The sequence below is a fragment of the Castellaniella denitrificans genome (assembly GCF_027214045.1).
Lineage (GTDB): Bacteria > Pseudomonadota > Gammaproteobacteria > Burkholderiales > Burkholderiaceae_B > Castellaniella > Castellaniella denitrificans_A.
In genome coordinates this window covers 89,851-110,703 of record NZ_JAPWHE010000001.1, presented here as the reverse complement: position 1 = coordinate 110,703, position 20,853 = coordinate 89,851, and the positions used below count along the sequence as shown (strand labels likewise).

At 66.5% G+C, this 20,853-nt stretch carries 21 protein-coding genes; 7 read left to right on the top strand and 14 right to left on the bottom strand.

Annotation, left to right across the window (positions count from 1 at the left end; genetic code table 11):
- Positions 1-3 precede the first annotated feature (3 nt).
- Genes mutY through O4H32_RS00580 form a run of 3 tightly spaced genes read right to left on the bottom strand, consistent with a single transcriptional unit; the run spans position 4 to position 2,662 of the window.
- Positions 4-1,089, bottom strand: coding sequence for an A/G-specific adenine glycosylase (mutY, locus tag O4H32_RS00590; RefSeq protein ID WP_269355731.1), 1,086 nt, complete (start codon positions 1,087-1,089; stop codon positions 4-6).
- Complete coding sequence (locus O4H32_RS00585) at positions 1,089-1,997, bottom strand: cell division protein FtsX (RefSeq protein ID WP_269355729.1); 909 nt, start codon at positions 1,995-1,997, stop codon at positions 1,089-1,091. The genes mutY and O4H32_RS00585 overlap by 1 nt, the downstream gene beginning before the upstream one ends.
- A complete protein-coding gene (locus O4H32_RS00580; protein ID WP_269355727.1) occupies positions 1,994-2,662 on the bottom strand; it encodes a cell division ATP-binding protein FtsE in 669 nt (222 codons plus the stop codon). Before O4H32_RS00580 ends, O4H32_RS00585 begins: the two co-directional genes overlap by 4 nt.
- A gap of 213 nt (positions 2,663-2,875) precedes the next feature.
- Between O4H32_RS00580 and O4H32_RS00575 the strand changes: the two genes are divergently transcribed.
- The 5 genes from O4H32_RS00575 to O4H32_RS00555 all read left to right on the top strand — a co-directional run bounded on the left by O4H32_RS00575 (position 2,876) and on the right by O4H32_RS00555 (position 7,786).
- A complete protein-coding gene (locus O4H32_RS00575; RefSeq protein WP_269355725.1) occupies positions 2,876-3,892 on the top strand; it encodes an amino acid ABC transporter substrate-binding protein in 1,017 nt (338 codons plus the stop codon).
- Between the two features lie 95 nt (positions 3,893-3,987).
- Complete coding sequence (locus tag O4H32_RS00570) at positions 3,988-5,175, top strand: amino acid ABC transporter permease (protein WP_269355723.1); 1,188 nt, start codon at positions 3,988-3,990, stop codon at positions 5,173-5,175.
- Positions 5,176-6,270, top strand: coding sequence for an amino acid ABC transporter permease (locus tag O4H32_RS00565; RefSeq protein ID WP_407932587.1), 1,095 nt, complete (start codon positions 5,176-5,178; stop codon positions 6,268-6,270). It abuts the gene before it with no gap.
- A 46-nt stretch (positions 6,271-6,316) separates the two neighbouring features.
- Positions 6,317-7,057 (top strand): amino acid ABC transporter ATP-binding protein, encoded by a 741-nt coding sequence (locus O4H32_RS00560; RefSeq protein ID WP_269355721.1) that lies wholly within the window; start codon positions 6,317-6,319, stop codon positions 7,055-7,057.
- A gap of 75 nt (positions 7,058-7,132) precedes the next feature.
- Positions 7,133-7,786 carry a YiaD family glycine zipper/OmpA-like lipoprotein gene (locus tag O4H32_RS00555; RefSeq protein ID WP_269355719.1) on the top strand — a complete coding sequence of 218 codons (654 nt, stop codon included), beginning with the start codon at positions 7,133-7,135 and terminating at the stop codon, positions 7,784-7,786.
- 27 nt (positions 7,787-7,813) lie between these two features.
- On the opposite strand, the gene thiC is transcribed toward O4H32_RS00555, so the two are convergent.
- Entirely contained in the window at positions 7,814-9,727 is a 1,914-nt protein-coding gene (thiC, locus tag O4H32_RS00550; RefSeq protein WP_269355718.1) for a phosphomethylpyrimidine synthase ThiC, read from the bottom strand.
- 236 nt (positions 9,728-9,963) lie between these two features.
- Positions 9,964-10,332 (bottom strand): helix-turn-helix domain-containing protein, encoded by a 369-nt coding sequence (locus tag O4H32_RS00545; RefSeq protein ID WP_269355716.1) that lies wholly within the window; start codon positions 10,330-10,332, stop codon positions 9,964-9,966.
- An 88-nt stretch (positions 10,333-10,420) separates the two neighbouring features.
- On the opposite strand from O4H32_RS00545, the gene O4H32_RS00540 reads away from it, so the two are divergent.
- A complete protein-coding gene (locus O4H32_RS00540) occupies positions 10,421-11,122 on the top strand; it encodes a response regulator transcription factor (protein ID WP_269355714.1) in 702 nt (233 codons plus the stop codon).
- Between the two features lie 12 nt (positions 11,123-11,134).
- Here O4H32_RS00540 and O4H32_RS00535 read toward each other — a convergent pair whose 3' ends face one another.
- Positions 11,135-12,385, bottom strand: a complete 1,251-nt coding sequence (locus tag O4H32_RS00535) for a D-amino acid dehydrogenase (protein ID WP_269355713.1) — start codon at positions 12,383-12,385, stop codon at positions 11,135-11,137.
- A 236-nt stretch (positions 12,386-12,621) separates the two neighbouring features.
- On the opposite strand from O4H32_RS00535, the gene O4H32_RS00530 reads away from it, so the two are divergent.
- Positions 12,622-13,110 carry a winged helix-turn-helix transcriptional regulator gene (locus O4H32_RS00530; protein ID WP_269355711.1) on the top strand — a complete coding sequence of 163 codons (489 nt, stop codon included), beginning with the start codon at positions 12,622-12,624 and terminating at the stop codon, positions 13,108-13,110.
- A 44-nt stretch (positions 13,111-13,154) separates the two neighbouring features.
- Here O4H32_RS00530 and proB read toward each other — a convergent pair whose 3' ends face one another.
- From proB to O4H32_RS00490, 8 genes are all read right to left on the bottom strand, one after another.
- Positions 13,155-14,312: a glutamate 5-kinase gene (gene proB, locus O4H32_RS00525; protein ID WP_269355709.1), complete on the bottom strand. Its 1,158-nt coding sequence runs from the start codon at positions 14,310-14,312 to the stop codon at positions 13,155-13,157.
- Positions 14,313-14,334: 22 nt separating this feature from the next.
- A complete protein-coding gene (obgE, locus tag O4H32_RS00520) occupies positions 14,335-15,468 on the bottom strand; it encodes a GTPase ObgE (RefSeq protein ID WP_269355707.1) in 1,134 nt (377 codons plus the stop codon).
- A 130-nt stretch (positions 15,469-15,598) separates the two neighbouring features.
- Complete coding sequence (rpmA, locus tag O4H32_RS00515; protein ID WP_269355705.1) at positions 15,599-15,859, bottom strand: 50S ribosomal protein L27; 261 nt, start codon at positions 15,857-15,859, stop codon at positions 15,599-15,601.
- Between the two features lie 27 nt (positions 15,860-15,886).
- On the bottom strand, positions 15,887-16,198 hold the full coding sequence (gene rplU / locus O4H32_RS00510) for a 50S ribosomal protein L21 (protein WP_269355703.1): 312 nt from the start codon (positions 16,196-16,198) through the stop codon (positions 15,887-15,889).
- A 182-nt stretch (positions 16,199-16,380) separates the two neighbouring features.
- On the bottom strand, positions 16,381-16,587 hold the full coding sequence (locus O4H32_RS00505; RefSeq protein ID WP_269355701.1) for a YbdD/YjiX family protein: 207 nt from the start codon (positions 16,585-16,587) through the stop codon (positions 16,381-16,383).
- Between the two features lies 1 nt (position 16,588).
- Positions 16,589-18,838 (bottom strand): carbon starvation CstA family protein, encoded by a 2,250-nt coding sequence (locus tag O4H32_RS00500; RefSeq protein ID WP_269355699.1) that lies wholly within the window; start codon positions 18,836-18,838, stop codon positions 16,589-16,591.
- A gap of 154 nt (positions 18,839-18,992) precedes the next feature.
- Positions 18,993-20,219: a bifunctional glutamate N-acetyltransferase/amino-acid acetyltransferase ArgJ gene (gene argJ, locus O4H32_RS00495; RefSeq protein WP_269355697.1), complete on the bottom strand. Its 1,227-nt coding sequence runs from the start codon at positions 20,217-20,219 to the stop codon at positions 18,993-18,995.
- A gap of 88 nt (positions 20,220-20,307) precedes the next feature.
- Entirely contained in the window at positions 20,308-20,838 is a 531-nt protein-coding gene (locus O4H32_RS00490) for a MarR family winged helix-turn-helix transcriptional regulator (protein ID WP_269355695.1), read from the bottom strand.
- Positions 20,839-20,853: the final 15 nt, after the last annotated feature.

Here is a 20,853-nt window from a genome sequence, read left to right as displayed (position 1 = left end):
CCGTCAGCGCGGCAGGGGCGTGCCGTCGTACAGACCGTCCAGCAACCGGGCGACCGGCGCCGGCATGCCGTGGTCGGCCAGGTTCCCGATGCCGACCCAGGCCTGGTTCGCCTCGGCCGGCGTGGGCGCGTCGTCCGGGATCCGCAGCCAGAGGGGCTGGATGCGCAGCCGGAAATGCGTGAACACGTGCTCGATCGAGGCCAGAGAAAGCGGCGGCCCGGCTGCGGCCAGACCGGCGCAGACGGCCTCCAGCGCGGCCTCGTCCTCGAATTGCGGCAGGGCCCACAAGCCGCCCCAGATGCCTGTGTCCGGCCGGCGCTCCAGTAGCACGCGGCCCTCGCATTCCGCGATCAGCATCCAGCAATGGCGCAGCGGCTGCGCCCTTCGTGCGCGCGGTGTCGGCAGTTCGCCCTGGCGGCCTTCGATCCGCGCCCGGCAGTCCGGGCTCAGCGGGCAGCGCGCGCAATCGGGCCGCGTCCGCGTGCAGACCGTGGCGCCCAGGTCCATCTGGCCCTGGGTATAGGCCGCCATGTCCAGATCGGCGGGCGCGGCGTCGACCAGCGCCCGGGCATGCGACCAGAGGCGCCGGGCCGTGCGGGCCGTGGCGGGATCGCCTTCGATGGCGAAATAGCGTGCCAGTACCCGTCGCACGTTGCCGTCCAGGATCGGTGCCCGCTCGCCATAGGCGAAGGCGGCGACGGCGGCGGCGGTCGAGGGGCCGATGCCGGGCAGTTGCGCCAGATCGGCCGCCGTGGCGGGAAACCGGCCGCCGTGTTCGTCGCGCAGCGCCTGCGCGCAGCGGTGCAGGTTGCGCGCGCGGGCGTAGTAGCCCAGCCCGGCCCAGGCCCTCAGGACCGCATCCTGCGGCGCATCCGCCAGGTCGACGACGGTTGGGAACAGGGTCAGGAAACGTTCGTAGTACGGCACGACCGTTGTGGCCTGAGTCTGCTGCAGCATGATTTCCGACAGCCAGACGCGATAGGGATCCCGGGTGTGTTGCCAGGGCAGTCCGTGGCGTCCGGCCCGGCGTTGCCAGGCGGCGATGCGCGACGCGGCGTCGTCCGGGATGGCAGGGTCGCGGCGCGGCATCAGAACCGGGTGCGCCGCGTGACCGACAGGCGCGCGGCGATGGCGCCCAGCAGGGCGACCAGCAGGCCGGACAGCAGCAGGTCGGGCACGGCCGGCAGGCGGATGGCCCAGTCCACGCCGTAGCTGCGGGCGAAGCCGCCCAGGATCGCGTTCAGCGGGGTCAGCGCCAGCCAGGCCAGCAGCAGCGCGAGCAGGCTGGCGGCCAGGCCGGTCAGGGCGCCCAGATACAGAAAGGGTCGGCGGACGAAGGATTCGGTGGCGCCCACCAGCCGGGCGACGGCGATTTCCTCGCGCTGGGTCAGGGCCTGCAGGCGCACGGTGTTGAATACGGTCGCCAGCACGACGACGACCACGGCGGCCGCCAGCATGCCCAGGCCCACCCGCACGAAGGAAAGCAGGGACTCCAGGCGCCGCACCCATTCGCTGTCGAGCTGGATTTCCTGGACCTCCGGCCATTGGCGCCAGACCTGCGCCAGGTCGGTGGCCTGGCGTGCCGGGGCGTCGGAATCGCGCAGGGTGACGATCAGGGCGTCCGGCAGGGGGTTGTCGGGCAGCGCGTCCAGCGCGCGAGCCCAGGTCGGATCGGCGCGCAGCCTGGCCATGGCCTGGTCTCGCGGCATCAGCCGGGCCTGTGCGATCCGGTCGCCGGCCTGTTCGCGCACGCGCGCCAGCAGGGCCTGTTGCGCGGCGGGCGGTGTTCCTGATTTGAGGAACAACGTCAGCTCCGGCGCGACCGCCAGTTGACGGGCCAGCGGCTGGCTGGACTGCAGGACCGAGGCCCCCAGGATGGGCACGGCCAGCATCAGGGCGATGACCGCGATGTTGGCCAGCGACGAGAAAGGGTGCTGGCGCAGGCGCCGCAGCGCCACGCCCAGAGCGTACCGGTGATGTCGCAGCCAGCGATTCATTGGACCCCCTGGATGTCGTCGAAGCGTCCGGCGTCGATGCGCAGGGTGCGCCGCGCGTAGCGGGCCATGAGGCCGGTGTCGTGCGAGGCGATCAGGGTCGTGACGCCGACCTGGTTGAAGTCGCGGAATACGTCCATGATGCGTGTGGCGCTGTCGTGGTCCAGGTTGGCGGTGGGTTCGTCGGCGATCAGGATGGCGGGCCGGCCCACGATGGCGCGGGCGATGGCCAGGCGCTGCTGCTCGCCGCCGGACAGTTCGATGGGCGACAGGTCCTCTTTGCCGCGCAGGCCGACCTTTTCCATGGCGGCGCGGGCGCGGGTCGCCGCGGTGGCGCGGTCCAGGCCCAGTACGGCCAGCGGCAGCATGACGTTGTCGAAGGCGCTGCGGTCGAACAGCAGGTGGGCGTCCTGCAGGATCAGGCCGACGGTGCGGCGCAGGTAGGGCAGCGCGCGGGCCGACAACCGGTCGATGCGGTGGCCGTTGACCGTGACGGAGCCCCGGCTGGCGGGCTCCAGCCCGCCGACCAGCTTCAGCAGGGTGGACTTGCCCGCGCCCGATGGGCCGGAGACGAAGACGAACTCGCCCGGCGCGATGCCGAAATTGACGTCCGCGAGAATGTTGCGCCCCCGGCCGAAGGATTTGAAGACGTGCTGAAATTCGATCATGCGTGCGTGGGCCCTGGTGTATGCCTGGCGGAACGATCCGGGGCCGGTCGGCGGGCTTCCTGCGTCATGGCGTATCGCCATGACGGGAGCAGGGATATCCCGCATGTTTCACGCCTGCGATGGCAGGCTACGATCTAGCCCAGACGGAGCAATTCCACGAGATTGTATTCCGTGTCGTTCAACACCACTTGCTCAAATCGGGAAAGGAAGATTATGAAACTGATGAAACTCGCTGCCGTCGGCGCGGCACTGTTGTTCGCCGGCACGACCGCCCAGGCAGGTGAAACCTATAGCGCCGTCAAGGCGCGCGGCTTCGTGCAGTGCGGCGTGAACGCCGGTCTGCCGGGGTTCTCTCAAGCCGACAGCAAGGGCGTCTGGAAAGGCATCGACGTCGACATGTGCCGCGCCGTGGCCGCCATGGTGTTCGGCGACGCCAGCAAATTCAAGGCCACTCCGCTGACCACGCAGCAGCGCTTCACCGCCCTGCAGTCCGGCGAGGTCGACGTGCTCACCCGCAACACCACCGCCACTATGACCCGCGACACCACGCTGGGCCTGATGAGCGCCGGGGTCAACTACTATGACAGCCAGGGCGTGCTGGTCAAGAAGAGCCTGGGCGTGAAGAGCGCCACCGAACTGGGCGGCGCCGCGGTCTGCGTGCTGCAGGGCACCACCACCGAACTGAATCTGGCCGACTGGTTCCGCTCCCACAAGCTCGACTTCAAGCCGGTCGTGATCAATACCTCCGAAGAAGGTTTCCGCACCTTCGAATCCGGCCGCTGCGACGTCGTCACCAGCGACAAGTCCCAGTTGGGCAGCCTGCGCGCGTCCTCGGCCACGCCGGACGACTACATCATCCTGCCGGAAGACTTCTCCAAGGAACCCCTGGGCCCCATGGTCCGTCAGGGTGACGACGAATGGTTCATGGTCGTGCGCTGGGCGCTGAACGCCATGGTCGAGGCCGAGGAATACGGCATCACCTCGAAGAACCTGGACGAGATGCTCAAGAGCCCCAACCCCAACATCCAGCGCATCCTGGGCGTGTCCGGCGACATGGGCAAGGGCCTGGGTCTGGACAAGAAGTGGGCTTACAATATCATCAAGCAGGTTGGCAACTACGGTGAATCGTTCGAGCGCAACATCGGCATGGGCTCCCCGCTCAAGCTGGAACGTGGCCTGAATGCCCAGTGGGCCAAGGGCGGCGTGATGTACGCTTGGCCGATCCGCTGATCGCCTGATCATCCGGTCTTCGGTCCTTTCGGCCGCCGGGGCGCCCCCGGTGGCCGGATTCCGGCGGCGGCCGCCGCCTTCACCGCCCGTATCCTATGAAAGAAACGACACCTCGCGCACCCAGGGCGCCTCGCAGGCGCTGGTCCTGGAACGATCCGGCCACGCGCGCGCTGATCTACCAGATCCTGATTCTGGGACTTGTCGCTCTGGGCGTGTGGTACCTGGCTTCCAACACGCTGCACAATCTGGCGGCGCGCAACATCTCCACTGGTTTCGACTTTCTGCACGAAGAGGCCGGATTCGCCATCGGCGAGTCGATGGTGGATTATTCCCCTGCGGACACCTATGGCCACGCGGTCGTGGTCGGCCTGCTGAACACCCTCAAGGTCTCCGTGATCGGGGTGATCGCCGCCACCTTGTTCGGCACGCTGCTGGGCATCAGCCGTCTGTCGAAGAACTGGCTGATCTCGCGCCTGGCCGGCCTCTACATCGAGGTCATGCGCAACATCCCGCTGCTGCTGCAGCTCTTCTTCTGGTATGCCCTGATCACCGAGCTCATGCCAGGCCCCCGGCAGGCGCTGCAGCCCCTGCCCGACGTCTTCGTTTCCAATCGCGGCTTCAAGGTCCCCTGGTTCAAGGGCGATGCGATGGACTGGATCTTTGGCGGATTGGCGCTGGCCATCGTGCTGATCGTGTTGCTCGCCCATTGGGCGCGCCGCCGCCAGGACGCCACCGGCAAGATCTTTCCCCTGGGGCGTGCGGCCCTGGGCCTGCTGATCGTCGTGCCTGTGCTGGCTTTCTGGATCAGCGGCGGTTCGCTGGTCCTGGACCGGCCCGAACTCAAGGGCTTCAATTTTCAGGGCGGACTGAACATGTCGCCCGAATTCTCGGCGTTGCTGCTGGGACTGGTGACCTACACCTCGGCTTTCGTGGGCGAGGTCGTGCGTTCCGGCATCCAGGCCGTCAGCCCGGGCCAATGGGAAGCCGCCTCCTCGATCGGCCTGTCTCGGGCGCGCACCCTGCGGCTGGTGATCCTGCCCCAGGCCATGCGGGTGATCATCCCGCCCATGACCAGCCAGTATCTGAACCTGACGAAGAACAGTTCGCTGGCCGTGGCCATCGGCTACCCCGACATCGTGGCCGTCACCAACACCATCCTGAACCAGACCGGGCAGGCCATCGAGGGCATCATGATCATCATGGCCGCCTACCTGGTCGTCAGCCTGTCGATCTCGGTCTTCATGAACTGGTACAACAAGCGCATCGCGCTGGTGGAGCGCTAGATGGACCATACTCTTCCCAGTGCCGACCGCCAGCCGCCGCGCACCGACACGGGCGTGATCGGCTGGATGCGCAGCCGGCTGTTCTCCTCGCCGCTGAACGCGATCCTGACGATCCTGGCCCTGTGGCTGCTGCTGCTGGCGATTCCGGCCCTGATCGACTACCTGTTCATCAAGCCCGACTTCGCCGCCACCACGGCGGCCCAGTGCCGGGAAACCGGCGGCTATTGCTGGGCCTTCGTGCGTGAAAAGCACCGCCTGATCCTGTTCGGCATTTATCCCTACGATGAGCAATGGCGGCCGCTGCTGGCCTCCGTGATCCTGGTGGGAGCGATCGTCTGCAGCTGCATCCGCTGGTTCTGGAAGCCGTTCCTGGGCCTGCTGTGGGTCGTCGCCCTGGTGGCCGTCGGCGTGCTGATGTGGGGCGGCGTCCTGGGGCTGACCTACGTGGAAAACGCCAAGTGGGGCGGCCTGCCGCTGACCCTGATCCTGTCGACCTTCGGCATCGCCTTCGCCTTCCCCTTCGGACTGCTGCTCGCCCTGGGCCGGCGTTCGCACATGCCGGGCGTCAAGGCCGTGTGCGTGGTCTACATCGAACTGATCCGCGGGGTGCCCCTGGTCAGCCTGCTGTTCATGTCCTCGGTGATGCTGCCGCTGTTCCTGCCCGAAGGCTTCGCCATCGACAAGCTGCTGCGCGCCCAGATCGCCATCATCCTGTTCGCCGCGGCGTATGTGGCCGAGACCGTGCGCGGCGGTCTTCAGGCCATCCCCAAGGGCCAGTACGAGGGCGCCGACTCCCTGGGGCTGAGCTACTGGCAGCAGATGCGCAAGATCATCCTGCCGCAGGCGCTGAAGATCGTCATTCCACCGCTGGTGGGGATCTTCATCTCCCTGTTCAAGGACACGTCCCTGGTGGTGATCATCGGCATCTTCGACCTGACCCAGGCGGCCAAGGCGGCCGTGTCCGATGCCGTCTGGCGCGGCTTCAGCACGGAATCCTACCTGTTCATCTCGCTCATCTATTTCATATTCTGCTACTCGATCTCGCGCTACAGCCTGTCGCTGGAACGCCAGCTGGATCAGGGGCAGCATCGTTAATCTTCTCACCCGTGGGACCGTGGTCCCGCCGCAGGAGCCTCCGTCCATGTCGGAACCCATCATCCGCCTGCAGAACGTCAACAAATGGTATGGCCAGTTCCACGTCCTGAAGGACCTGAACCTGGACGTCGCGCCCGGCGAGCGCATCGTGATCTGCGGACCCTCCGGGTCGGGCAAGTCGACCATGATCCGCTGCATCAACCGCCTGGAAGAGCACCAGGAAGGCCAGATCATCGTCGACGGCACCGAACTGACCAATGATCTCAAGCAGATCGAGGCCATCCGCCGCGACGTCGGCATGGTGTTCCAGCATTTCAATCTGTTCCCCCACATGACCGTGCTGGAAAACCTGACGCTGGGGCCGGTGTGGGTGCTCAAGCGCCCCAAGGCCGAAGCCGAGGCGACCGCCATGAAATACCTGGACCGGGTGCGCATCCCCGAACAGGCGAACAAGTATCCGGGCCAGCTCTCCGGCGGCCAGCAGCAGCGCGTGGCCATCGCCCGGTCCCTGTGCATGAACCCCAAGATCATGCTGTTCGACGAGCCGACGTCCGCCCTGGATCCCGAAATGGTGAAAGAAGTGCTGGACGTCATGGTCGAACTGGCCGAGGAAACCGGCATGACGATGTTATGCGTGACTCATGAAATGGGGTTCGCGCGCAAGGTCGCCGACCGGGTGATCTTCATGGACCATGGCGAGATCATCGAACAGAACGCCCCGGACGCCTTTTTCGACAACCCCCGGAACGAGCGCACCAAGCTGTTCCTCAGCCAGATCCTGCACTGACCGGGTCACATCAAGTTACACTACCGGCCGGGCTTCTTGCTACGCTGTTCTCGTTCGCACAACAAGGAGAACGCGATGCGCACAGCAACAGAACGGGCCGCCCGGGTGGCGGCAGTCGGCAGCCTGGCGCTCTTGACGGCCTGCGCCAACATGTCGCCCCAGGGCCAGAACACGGCGGTCGGGGCCGGCGCGGGCGCCGCCATCGGTGCGGGACTGGGGGCGCTGATCGGCGACAGCGGCCAGGCGGCCCTGATCGGCGCCGGCATCGGCACCGTGGTGGGCAGCGTCGTCGGGTACAACTGGAAGACGGTCAAGCAGGACGTCGAGAAATCCGGCGCGTCGAACCTGGGGATTGCCGTCATCGAGATGCCCGACGGCACGCTGAAGGTCAACATTCCCAGCAACGTGTCATTCGATACCGGCAAGGCCGTGCTGAAACCCGCGCTGCTGCCGGTCCTGGACAGTGTGGCCCGGGCCCTGAGCCAGCATCCCGAACTGCGCGCCAAGGCGATCGGCTATACCGACTCCACGGGGACCGATGCCATCAATGTGCCGCTGTCCCAGCGCCGGGCCGGCGCGGTGACGCAGTACCTGGCGGGGCAGGGCGTGGCCGCCGGCCGGCTGACGGCCGAGGGCCGCGGCGCCGCCAATCCGGTGGGCGACAATGCCACCGCCGAAGGCCGCGCCCTGAACCGCCGCGTGGAACTGTTTCTGTACGCGGTGAAGTAAGGCCCCCTTTGGGGGCAGGCGCTTCTTTTAAGCCTTCTGGTAGATTTCCGCTCCCTGGCTGATGAATTCGGCCGACTTGGCCGCCATGCCCCGCGCCAGGGCGGCGGCCTCGTCCAGGCCGTTCTCCCGGGCATAGTCGCGCACATCCTGAGAAATCTTCATGCTGCAGAACTTGGGTCCGCACATGGAGCAGAAGTGCGCCACCTTCATCGAGTCCTTGGGCAGGGTTTCGTCATGGAAGGCGCGCGCCGTGTCCGGATCCAGGCCCAGGTTGAACTGGTCTTCCCAGCGGAACTCGAAGCGCGCCTTGGACAGGGCGTTGTCGCGGATCGACGCGCCCGGATGGCCCTTGGCGAGGTCGGCCGCATGGGCGGCGATCTTGTAGGTGATGATGCCGTCCTTCACGTCCTTCTTGTTGGGCAGGCCCAGGTGTTCCTTGGGCGTCACATAGCACAGCATGGCGGTGCCGTACCAGCCGATCAGGGCCGCGCCGATGCCCGAGGTGATGTGGTCGTAGCCCGGCGCGATGTCCGTGGTCAGCGGTCCCAGGGTGTAGAACGGGGCCTCGTGGCAGTGCTTCAACTGCAGGTCCATGTTTTCGCGGATCATGTGCATGGGCACGTGGCCCGGGCCCTCGATCATCACCTGCACGTCGTGTTTCCAGGCGACCTGGGTCAGCTCGCCCAGCGTGCGCAGTTCCGCGAACTGGGCCTCGTCGTTGGCGTCGTAGCCGGATCCCGGCCGCAGCCCGTCGCCCAGCGAGAAGCTGACGTCGTAGGCCTTCATGATCTCGCAGATGTCCTCGAAGCGCTCGTAGAGGAAACTTTCCTTGTGGTGCGCCAGACACCACTTCGCCATGATCGAACCACCGCGCGACACGATCCCCGTCATGCGGCTGGCCGTCATGGGCACGAAGGGCAGGCGCACGCCCGCGTGGATCGTGAAATAGTCCACACCCTGTTCGGCCTGCTCGACCAGCGTGTCGCGGAAAATTTCCCAGTTCAGCTCCTCGGCGATGCCGCCGACCTTTTCCAGCGCCTGGTAGATCGGCACGGTGCCGATGGGCACCGGCGAATTGCGGATGATCCATTCGCGTGTTTCGTGGATGTGCTTGCCGGTGGACAGGTCCATGACTGTATCGCCGCCCCAGCGGATCGCCCAGGTCATCTTCTCGACTTCCTCGCTGATGTCGGAGCGGATGGCCGAATTGCCGATATTGGCGTTGACCTTGACCAGGAAATTGCGCCCGATGGCCATGGGCTCGACTTCCGGGTGATTGATGTTGGCCGGGATGATGGCGCGGCCCCGGGCGACCTCGTCGCGCACGAATTCGGGCGTGATCCGTTCGGGGATGGACGCGCCGAAGGACTGGCCGGGATGCTGGCGCGTCAGGCGCTCGGCCAGGCGCGCGCCGTCCGGTCCGGTGCGGCGCAGGGCTTCGACGTACTGATCGCGGCGCAGGTTCTCGCGGATTGCGACGAATTCCATCTCGGGCGTCACGATGCCCCGGCGGGCGTAGTGCATCTGGGACACGTTCGCGCCGGCGCGGGCGCGGCGCGGCGCCCGCTTCAGGTCGAAACGCAGCGCGTCCAGCTCCGGGTCCGTCAGCCGGGCGCGGCCGTACTGGCTGCTCAGGCCGGGCAGTTCCTCGGTGTCGCCGCGCTCCAGGATCCAGGGCAGGCGCGGAGCGGGCAGCCCCTTGCGGATGTCGATGGTGGCGTCGGGGTCGGTGTACGGGCCGCTGGTGTCGTAGACCGTCAGGGGCGGGTTGGGTTCGCCGCCGAACAGGGTGGGCGTGTCGTCCTGGCGGATTTCGCGGAAAGGCACGCGGATGTCGGGTCGGGACCCGGTTTCGTGGATCTTGCGGGATTGCGGCAGTGGTTCGATCGCGGCCAGGTCGACGGTGGCGCGGGCGGCCAGGAATTGCGGATTGGCGTTCAAGGTGTAGCTCCAGGTTCGAAAAAATTTCGGAAGTGGAGCCGAGTCGGGGAGGGGGAAGCGCGTTCCGGGGGAAGAGGGTTCCGGAAAAGGCCGGGGAACCCGGGAGGAAACCGCGCACGCTCCCAGCATCGGCATTATCCGTACTGGTACGAAGGGTTTCTCTCAACACGCCGGACAAGCCGGCGAGTACCCCTGCGTGTGGTGCAGTATACCTGTCCGCAGGGCGCGTGGCGGGGTTAGCCTTCTTTTCCTGAAATCAGCAGGCTGTCGATCAGGGCGCCGACGGCGCTTTCCACGACCAGTCGGTCCTTGCGGGTCAGGGTCCAGAATTGCCGGGGGTCGATCGAGGGAAAGGGCCAGGCGCCTTCCCCAAGGGCGCCGATCGCGCCGGGTGGCGGCGTCATGTCGCCCTGGCCGCGGCTCAGCCAATAGATGTCCACTTCCAGGACCTGGGCCAGGCTCAGCAGTTTTTTCGGCGATTGACGGGTGCCGTTCTCGTAGCTGGAAATGGCGCTTTGCGACAGCCCGCAGGCACGTGCCAAAGTCTCCTGCGACAGGCCGCGCAGGAGTCGGGCATGCCGGAGCCGTTCTGCAAAGGTTTCCACCCGCCCATTGGACTAAAAAGGACGATCACATTGGTGTTTATGAAATAATACATTTGTAATTATTGAGCGGATAAGCAGGAGAAAAGGGATGCAGGGCCGCCTCGTTTGGGCATTGGCGCCCGAGGACAATGCCAATTTGCAGTACCTGCGTGCCGCAGGCTGCCGGGTGCGACGGTGTGGCAACCAAGAAGGCCTCGACCGGCAAACGATCGGGGAAGCCCTGCGGGGTTGCGATGCCGCGTTGCTGATGTCGGACGCGGCATCGAACTGCCGCGCGGCGTGGTTGGCGCGCGACATGGGATTGCCGCTGGATCTGGTGGCCTTCATGGGGCCTGCGCGCCGGGGCGAACTGACGGCATTGCTGCAGGTCGGCGTGGACTGGGTGATGCGGCAGGACGATACGCCGGCCGTGCTGGCGGCCATTCTGCGGGCCTTGCACCTGCGGCGGATCGATCGCGCCGGGGACGCGGCGGATCCGCGCCACGCCATCGGGTACTGGACGCTGGAGGATCAAGGCTGGCTTTTGCGGCATCGCGACGGGGCTTCCCTGCGCCTGACCGTCTCGGAGCGCGCGATCCTGATCTGCCTGTTCGAGGCGCCCGGCCATCTCGCCAGCCATGCGATGCTGAACCAGGCGCTGCTCCAGGGGTGGCGGCATGCCCGCGGCCGCCAGCCGCACGACCCCAAGCCGCGCGGCATCGTCAGCCGCCTGCGCTGGCGGGGACGGCAGGCCGGCATGGAGCCGCCGGTGGAGTCCCTGCGCGGCTATGGCTACGTCTGGGAAGTCTGAGTCCGCAATCCTTCAGCGGTAGCGCTGGACGCCCAGGTCGTCATGGCGGATGTCTGTCGGCTTGCCGGACACGATGTCCGCGATCAGTCGGCCGCTGCCACAGGACATGGTCCAGCCCAGCGTGCCATGGCCGGTGTTCAGGTACAGGTTGCCCAGGCGGGTGGGGCCCACGATGGGGGTGCTGTCGGGGGTCTTGGGGCGCAGTCCGGTCCAGAAATGCACATCGCCCGGAGCATGGCTGCCCGGAAACAGGTCATTGAGCACCATCTCCAGCGTCCGTTGGCGGCGTGGGTCCAGGGCCGTGTCGTAGCCCACGACCTCGGCCATGCCGCCGACGCGGATGCGCTGATCGAAGCGCGTCAGGGCGATCTTGTACGTCTCGTCCAGCAGCGTGGATACCGGGGCACGCTCCGGATCGGCGATGTCCACGGTGATGGAATAGCCTTTCATGGGATAGACCGGGATGTCGACCAGACCGCGCAGCAGCAGGGGCGAATAGGAGCCCAGCGCGACCACGTAGGCGTCGGCCCGTTCCAGGCCGGAGACGCATTGCACGCCCGTGACGCGGTCTCCCGACGTCTGCAGCGCCTGGATGGTTTCACCATAGCGGAAGCGCACGCCTTCGGCCTCGGCCAGCCGGGTCAGCGCCTGGGTGAACAGGCGGCAGTCTCCGGTCTCGTCTTCCGGCGTGCGCAGGCCGCCCACCAGCTTGTGGCGGACCTGTGCCAGCGCGGGTTCGTACTGGGCCAGCCGGTCGCCATCGACCAGTTCGTGGGCGATGCCGGCGTCGCTCAGGGCCTGGACGTCGCGTTGGGCGTCGTCCATCTGCTTCTGGGTCCGGAATAGCTGCAGCGTGCCCTGGCGCCGGCCCTCGAACTGGATGCCCGTGTCGGTCTGCAGCGCGTGCAGACACTGGCGGCTGTAGGCCGACAGGCGTAGCATGCGATCTTTGTTGGCGGCGTAGCGGGCCGGGGTGCAGTTGCGCCACATGTCCAGCATCCAGCGCAACTGGAACAGGCTGCCGTCGGGCCGGATGGTCAGCGGCGCATGCGGCGTGAACAGCCATTTGAGCGCCTTCAGCGGGATGCCGGGCGCGGCCCAGGGCGAGGAATAGCCGAAGGACAGCTGGCCGGCGTTGCCGAAGCTGGTTTCCTCAGCCGTACCGTTCTCGCGGTCGATCACGGTGACTTCGTGCCCTTGCCGGGCCAGGTAATAGGCGCTCGTGACGCCCACGACGCCCGCTCCCAGAACCAGAACCTTCATGATGCACCCTCAATGGATTAATTTTTCATGATGATAGGCAATATACCCAGACATTTTTTCATGAAAAAATGAGTTTTTCATGAAAATTAGTTAATGCTGGTGGAAAACGGCGAGGGCGGACAGGGCAAAATCCTGGGGCCGCCGCGCCGATTCCGTTTCCCGGGGTTTCCTGGCCGCTTTCCGCGGATCAATGCGGGTCCGGGCGGCCGCCGATTGCGCCATTCCGGAGAGTGATCATGCGCGTGCAAAAAGAATCCGTCCATGCCCTGGACAAGATCGACCGCCACATCCTGGATTTGCTGCAGCAGAATGGCCGCCTGTCGATGACCGAGCTGGCCGATGCGGTGGGGTTGACGGTTACGCCCTGCATCGAGCGCGTGCGCCGCCTGGAACGAGATGGCGTGATCACCGGCTATCACGCCCGGGTGTCGCCGGCCGCCCTGGACGCGGGTCTGCTGGTTTTCGTGGAAATCAGCATGTCCAGCAAGTCCGGTCGCACCTTCGAGGACTTCCGCCGCGAAGTGCTGTGCGTGCCCCAGGTGCTGGAATGCCACCTGGTGTCCGGGGATTTCGACTACATGGTCAAGGCGCGGATCAAGGAAATCGGCCAGTATCGCAGCCTGTTGGGCGAGATCCTGTTGCGCCTGCCGGGTGTGACGCAGACCAAAAGCTGCGTGGTGATGGAAGAGGTCAAGGAGACCCAGTTCATTCCGGCGCAGCGCTAGACAGGCCCGGTGCGCGTCGTCCGGCGTCGGATGGCCCGCAGGGACTATCCGATGTCCCGCCTCATCCGTACGACGACCATGTTGTCGCGGTGCATCAGTTCCGGGTCGGAGAGGTGGCCCAGGATCTCCGCGATGCGGGCGCTGGGCTGGCGCAGGATGCGGGCCGTGTCGGCGGACGAATAGTTGATCAGGCCGCGGCCGCATTCCACGCCGTGCTCGTCCACGCAGGCCACCACGTCGCCCCGTTCGAAATCGCCTTCGACGGCGATCACGCCGATGGGCAGCAGACTGCGATGCCCCTGGGTCAGCGCGCGCACGGCGCCGGCGTCCAGGGTGACGCGTCCCCGCAGGCGCAGGTGGTTGGCCAGCCAGCGCTGCCGGGCCGAACGGACCGGCAGGCCGGCGCGCAGTTCGGTGCCGATCGGCTCGCCCGAGGCCAGGCGCAGCAGCACGGCGGGTTCGCGGCCGGAGGCGATGATGGTATGGCCGCCGCTGTTGGCGGCGCGTCGCGCGGCCAGGACCTTGGTCAGCATGCCGCCCGTGCCGATGGCGCTGCCGGAACCGCCCGCCATGGCTTCCAGCGCCGGATCGCCCGCCTCGCCCTGGTGAATGAAGCGTGCGTCCGGATGCTTGCGCGGATCGGCGCTGTACAGGCCCGGCTGATCGGTCAGGATGACCAGTGTGTCGGCCTCGATCAGGTTAGTCACCAGGGCGCCCAGGGTATCGTTGTCTCCCAGACGGATCTCATCGGTGACGACCGTGTCGTTCTCATTGACGATGGGCACTACACCCAGGGCCAGCAGCGTGTTCAGTGTGCTGCGGGCGTTCAGGTAGCGGCGGCGGTCGGCCAGATCCTCGTGCGTCAGCAGGATCTGGGCGGTGCGCACGCCATGACGGGCGAAAGCGGCCTCGTAGGCCTGGATCAGGCCCATCTGCCCGACGGCGGCCGCCGCCTGCAGTTCGGACATGAGCTTGGGGCGCCGGGGCCAGCCCAGGCGCGCCATGCCTTCGGCGATCGCGCCGCTGGACACCAGCACCACCTGGCGGCCCGAGGCATGCAGGCCGGCGATCTGCTCGGCCCATTGGGCGACAGCTTCCAGGTCGATGCCCCGGCCTTCGTTGGTGACGAGGGAGGATCCGACCTTGAGGACGAGGCGTTGCGCATCCCGGGCGACGGAAGGCGGAAGATCCGGACGAGTCATGGCGGCGTGAGAAAACAGGAGGTCAGCGAGTGAAGCGGGGATCGTCCGGATCGGTGGCGCCCGGCGCGTTCTGGTCGTCGCCCGTGTCCGGTTCGCCGCGTGTGAAGCGGGGGTCCTCGTCGTGAGCATGGGCGCTGCGCCGCTGTTCGTCCAGCCAGGATTGCAGCGCCCCGGTCAGGGCCTGGGTGCCTTCGCCGGTCAGGGCGGAAATGCCGAAGACCGGCCCCGTCCAGCCGAGTTCATGGCAGATGCGGTCCTGGACGGCGGCGGGGTCTTCGACCATGTCCAGTTTGTTCAGCACCAGCCAGCGCGGCTTGGCGGCCAGGTCCGGACTGTAGCGTTCGAGTTCGCGCTCGATGGCCCGGGCGTCCAGCACGGCCTGGGCGCAGGCGTCGACGTCCGGGTCGGGAGAATGTACGTCCAGCAGGTGCAGCAGCACGCGGGTGCGGCTGAGGTGGCGGAGGAACAAGTGGCCCAGGCCGGCGCCTTCCGAAGCGCCCTCGATCAGGCCGGGGATGTCGGCGATGACGAAGCTGTGCGACGGCGAGGTCCGCACCACGCCCAGGTTCGGGTGCAGGGTGGTGAAGGGGTAGTCTGCGATTTTCGGCCGGGCGTTGGACACGCGCGTGATCAGGGTGGACTTGCCCGCGTTGGGCATGCCCAGCAGGCCCACGTCGGCCAGCACCTTCAGTTCAAGCCGCAGGCGGCGCTGCTCGCCCTCGCGCCCGGGTGTGAACTGGCGCGGCGCGCGGTTGGTGCTGGATTTGAAGTGCAGGTTGCCCAGACCGCCCGCGCCGCCGGCCGCCAGCGTGACCTGGGCGCCGTGTCGGTCCAGGTCGAAGAGCGGTTCGCCGGTGTCCGCGTCGTGGATCACCGTGCCCACGGGCATACGCAGCACGATGTCCGGCGCACCCGCGCCGTATTGATCCGAACCCCGGCCGTTTTCGCCGTTCTTTGCCCGGTGCAGCCGGGCATAACGGAAATCGATCAGGGTGTTGATGTTGCGGTCGGCCACGGCCAGGACGGAGCCCCCCCGGCCGCCGTCGCCGCCGTCGGGACCGCCCATGGGAATGAATTTTTCCCGGCGGAAGCTGGCGACGCCATTACCGCCCTTGCCGGCGATGACCTCGATGGTGGCTTCGTCTACGAATTTCATGGTGGGTTCCGGGGCCTTGGCCCGAGCGGTGTGAGGCGGTCCCGCGCGCGAAGGGCGCGCGTGATTCATTTTATCCAATACAAAAAGGCCCTGCCGGCAGGCAGGGCCTTTGCGCGCATGGCGGCCGGAATCAGCTCGCCGTGTTCACCGAGACGGTGCGCTTGTTCTGCGCGCCCTTGACGGCAAATTGCACCACGCCGTCCACCAGGGAATACAGCGTGTGGTCCTTGCCGATGCCGACGTTGACGCCGGGGTGGAACTGGGTGCCGCGCTGGCGGACGATGATGCCGCCGGCCGAGATCTGCTGGCCGCCGTAGACCTTCACGCCCAGTCGTTTCGATTCGGAATCGCGGCCGTTGCGAGTCGAGCCGCCGCCCTTTTTGTGTGCCATGATGAGCTCCTAAATGCGATGACCGGATCAGGCCGCGACGGCGTCGATGCGGATTTCGGTGTAATTCTGGCGATGGCCTTGGCGCTTTTGGTAGTGCTTGCGACGGCGCATCTTGAAGATTTTGACCTTGTCGTGACGGCCTTGTGCAAGAACGGTGGCTTTGACCGCGGCGCCTTCGACGAAGGGCGCGCCGATCTTCAGCGTTTCGCCTTCGCCGACCGACAACACCTGGTCGAGCGAGATTTCTTGCCCAATGTCAGCCGGTATCTGTTCGATTTTCAGTTTTTGGCCGGCGCTAACACGATACTGTTTGCCGCCGGTTTTTATGACCGCGTACATGGGGATTTCCTGTGAAAATTCCCGGCGATGCGGACCTGCCCCAAGTAAAGTGCAAGGCCCGTTGACGCAAGCGCCAGGATACCAAAGACGGCCTGACTTACCGATAAGCCAGACCAAGCCGTGCATTTTCGCAGAATTCGGCTTGTAAATCAAGGGGGTGTGCCGGCCCATGGCCGGCGTGGCTAGCAGCAGCGTCCTTGCGGATTGCGGTCTTCCCAGTCGTAGCGCTCACGCCAGAACTCGCGCTCCGACGCGGGCGCCTGGTCGGGATGTGCGCGTGCCATGTGCTCCAGGTATTTCTGGTAGGCGTCCGCGCGCAGGATGCCCTTGAAGAACTGGCCCAGCCCGCCGAGGCGGCGGCGCTGGCCGGGCTGGACTTGGTTCGGCATATCAGTGCCCCATCACTGCCGGTGTGGCGGGCGAGGACGCGGTTGCCCAACGGGCCAGCAGGGCTTTTTCCGACGGGGTCGGCAGCAGGCCCGCCGGCGCGAACAGCCGCGATTCGACGCGCGGGTCTTCGTTGCTATCGCTGGGCTGAGTCTTGCGGTAGGCGCGCCAGGCCGTCAGGACGGCCGTGCCCATGACGATCAGGGCCAGCACGACGAAGACGATCGACAGGGATCCCTGCACGAAGGTGTTGTGCACCACGGCTTGCATCGCTTCCACCGTATGCGCGGTGCCGAAGCTCGTCTTGCCTTCGGCCAGCGCGTTCTTGAAGGCTTCGTGCTGAGCCCAGTAGCTGACGGCGGGGATGTTGGAGAAGATCTTTTCCCAGGATGCCCAGATCGTGATGATGGCGATGAACACCAGGGGGGCGGCGACGACCCACAGGTAGCGGAAATTGCCGCGCTTGGCCACGATGGCCATCACTACCGCCAGCGCGATGGCGGCCAGCAACTGGTTGGCGATCCCGAACAATGGGAAGAAGGTATTGATGCCGCCCAGCGGGTCGGTGACGCCCAGGACCAGGATATAGCCCCAGCCCGCGACCATGATCGCCGTGCAGAGCCAGGCGCCCGGCTTCCAGGATGTATCTTTGAATTTGGGAACGAAGTTGCCGATGGTGTCCTGCAGCATGAAACGCGCGACGCGTGTGCCGGCATCCACAGCCGTGAGGATGAACAGGGCCTCGAACATGATGGCGAAGTGGTACCAGAAGCCCATCATGGCGGTGCCGCCAAACCATTGGTGCATGATGTGGGCGATGCCGACGGACAGCGTGGGCGCGCCGCCGGTGCGCGAAATGATGCTGGGCTCGCCCACGTTGCGCGCCAGGTCGGTCAGCATGTCGGGCGTCAGGTGGACGCCCGCCAGACCCAGACCGTTGACAAAGGCCACAGCGGAGTCAACGGTACCGCCCGTCGACGCCGCGGAGACATTCATGGCGAAGTAGATGCCGCGATCGATCGAGATGGCCGCCACCAGCGCCATGATGGCGACCAGCGATTCCATCAGCATGCCGCCGTAGCCCAGAAAACGCGTCTGCTTTTCTTTTTCGACCAGCTTGGGGGTAGTGCCCGATGAGATCAGGGCGTGGAACCCGGAAAGCGCGCCACAGGCGATCGTGACAAACAGGAAGGGGAACAGGGAGCCGGGAACGACCGGGCCGTCGGCGCGGCCGGAGAATTCCGAGAAGGCGGGCACGGCGATTTCCGGTTGCACCACCAGGATGGCGAGGGCCAGCAGGCCGATGACGCCGATCTTCATGAAGGTGGACAGGTAATCGCGCGGCGCAAGCAGCAGCCAGACGGGCAGAATGGAGGCGATGAAGCCGTAGGCGATGATGGCCCAGGCCAGGGTCAGGCGGTCGATGTGGAACAAGGCGCTGCCCCATTCGGATTCGGCCACCCAGCGCCCGGAGATGATGGCGAACATGAGCAGGGCCAGGCCGATGAGCGAGACTTCCAGGACTTTGCCGGGACGCAGGTAGCGCAGGTAGCAGCCCATGAACAGGGCGATGGGAATGGTCAGCGAGACTGAATACACGCCCCAGGGGGATTCACCCAGCGCGTTGACCACGACCAGCGCCAGAATGGCGACGATGATGATCATGATGGCCAGCGTGGCGACCAGCGCCGCCGTGCCGCCCACGACGCCGAGTTCCTCGCGGGCCATCTGGCCCAGCGAGCGTCCGCCGCGCCGCATTGAAAAGAACAGCACCAGATAATCCTGGACGCAGCCTGCGAGCACCGCGCCCACGACGATCCAGATCGTGCCGGGCAGGTAGCCCATTTGCGCGGCCAGCACCGGCCCCACCAGGGGGCCCGCGCCAGCGATGGCGGCGAAGTGATGCCCGAACAGGACGACGCGGTCCGTCGGAACGAAGTCGCGGCCGTTGGAGTTGTATTCGGCCGGCGTGGCGCGGCTGTCGTCCGGCAGGGCGACGCGCCGTTCGATCATTTTCGAATAGAAGCGATAGCCCACCAGATAAGTGCAGACGGCCGCCAGCACGAACCAGACGGCGTTGATGGTTTCGCCGCGCGAAATGGCCAGTACGGACCACGCGGCGGCGCCGATGAGGGCGATGGCTGCCCACAGGGCGATCCTGCCCGGGGTCCAGCGGGCGTCAGCAGCCTCTTGCTGATCGTTCAAGGTGTTGGGAGGCAGCGTGATCGCCGCTGCCGTTGGGGACGTATTCATGAGGGAGTTCCTGCCCGGATGGGCGATGACTGGACTGTGCGCCCTTGACCGGAAAAGCCATCCGACGGCGCACCTGGCCCAGTATAGTCCTAGGGATAACCCTAGAACAAAGAATCCCCGGCCAACTCCCCCTAATTAAGGGTAAACCCTAGCATCAGGATCGATAATCCGCATTGATGCTGACGTATTCGTGCGAGAAGTCGCAGGTGTAGACGGTGTCGGCCACGTCGCCGCGCCCCAGGACCACGCGCACCAGGATTTCGGCTTCCTTCATGACGCGCTGGCCGTCTTCTTCGCGGTAGGCCGGGTCGCGGCCGCCTTGCGAGGCCACGCGCACGTCGCCCAGCCACAGGGTCAGCTTCGAGACGTCCAGGTCGTCGATGCCGGCGTAGCCGATGGCCGCCAGGATGCGGCCCAGGTTGGGGTCGGACGCGTAGAAAGCGGTTTTCACCAGCGGCGAATGGGCAATGGCGTAGGCGACCTTCAGGGCCTCGTCCGTGGAGGCGGCCTGCTCGACGCGGATGGTCATGAATTTCGTCGCGCCCTCGGCGTCGCGCACGATCTTCTGGGCCAGGTCGCGGGCGGCGGCCGTCAGGGCCTCGGCCAGGGCGGCGAAACGCGGATCCTGTTCGGACTCGATGCGCGCGCCGCTGGCGCCGGTCGCGATGAGGATGAAGGAGTCGTTGGTGGAGGTGTCGCCATCCACCGTGATGCGGTTGAAAGACTGGTCGGCGATGCGTTTGGCCAGGCCGCGCAGCAGCGCGGGCGGCAGACCCGCGTCGGTGCCCAGGAAGCCCAGCATGGTCGCCATGTTGGGGCGGATCATGCCGGCGCCCTTGCTGATGCCCGTGACCGACACCGGCGTGCCGTCCAGGTCGATCCGCGTGGAGTGGATCTTGGGCTGGGTGTCCGTGGTCATGATGCTGTGGGCCGCCTCGAACCAGTGGTCCGGACGGGCGTCGTCCAGGGCGGCCGGCAGGCCCGCGATCAGTCGGTCCACGGGCAGCGGTTCCAGAATGACCCCGGTGGAAAACGGCAGGATCTGTTCCGGCGCGACGCCCAGCCGGTCCGCCAGGGCGCGGCAGGTTTCGTGTGCGGCGCGCAGGCCGGGTTCCCCGGTGCCGGCGTTGGCGTTGCCGGTGTTGACGACCAGGGCGCGGATGCCGGCGCCCGCGGCCAGGTGTGCCTCGCAGACCTGGACCGGCGCGGCGCGAAAGCGGTTGCGCGTGAAGACCCCCGTCACCGAGGCGCCTTCGTCCAGCAGCAGGACGGTCAGGTCGCGGCGCCCGGCCTTGCGTATGCCGGCCTCGGCCGTGCCGATGCGGATGCCGGGGACCGGGTGGATGGCGTCTTGCGACGGGATGATCAGGTTGATGGCCATGGCGGGGAGGGAGTCCGTAGCAAAAAAACAGCCCCCATTCTATGCCGAATGGGGGCTGTGCATCCGGGGTGCCCGGGCGTTCCGGCGATCAGGCCGCCGGCAGGCGCGCGTAGGTGGATTGCTTCAGATCGCCCAGGAGATCGAACAGGGTCGCGCGCGCGGCCGGCGCCAGGCCGCCCAGCAAGGACTGGATCCAGGAGGCATGTGCCCGCTGCATGCGGCGGTGGTAGCGGCGGCCCTTCAGCGTGAGGCGGATCAGCGAGCTGCGGCGGTCGGTGTCGTCCTTCAGGCGTTCGACCAGCCCGTCTTTTTCGAGCTGGTCGGTGATGCCGGTGATGTTGCCGTTGGTCACCATCATCAGGCGGGACAGTTCGCTCATTTTCAGGCCTTTGGGGGCGTGGGTGAGCTGCGACATCAGGTCGAAGCGCGGCAGCGTGGTCTGGAATTCGGTGCGCAGCCGGCTGCGCAATTCGTTTTCGATCAGCGTGCAGCAACTGAGCATGCGCAGCCACAGGCGCAGGTCCTGGGGTTCCTGGCCGGTGGCCTGGGTTTCGAGGTCCGGCACCTGGGGGGTGACGGAAGGATGCTGGGTCGCGGCGTATTGGGTGTAGTCGGTCATGACGCGCCTCCGGGC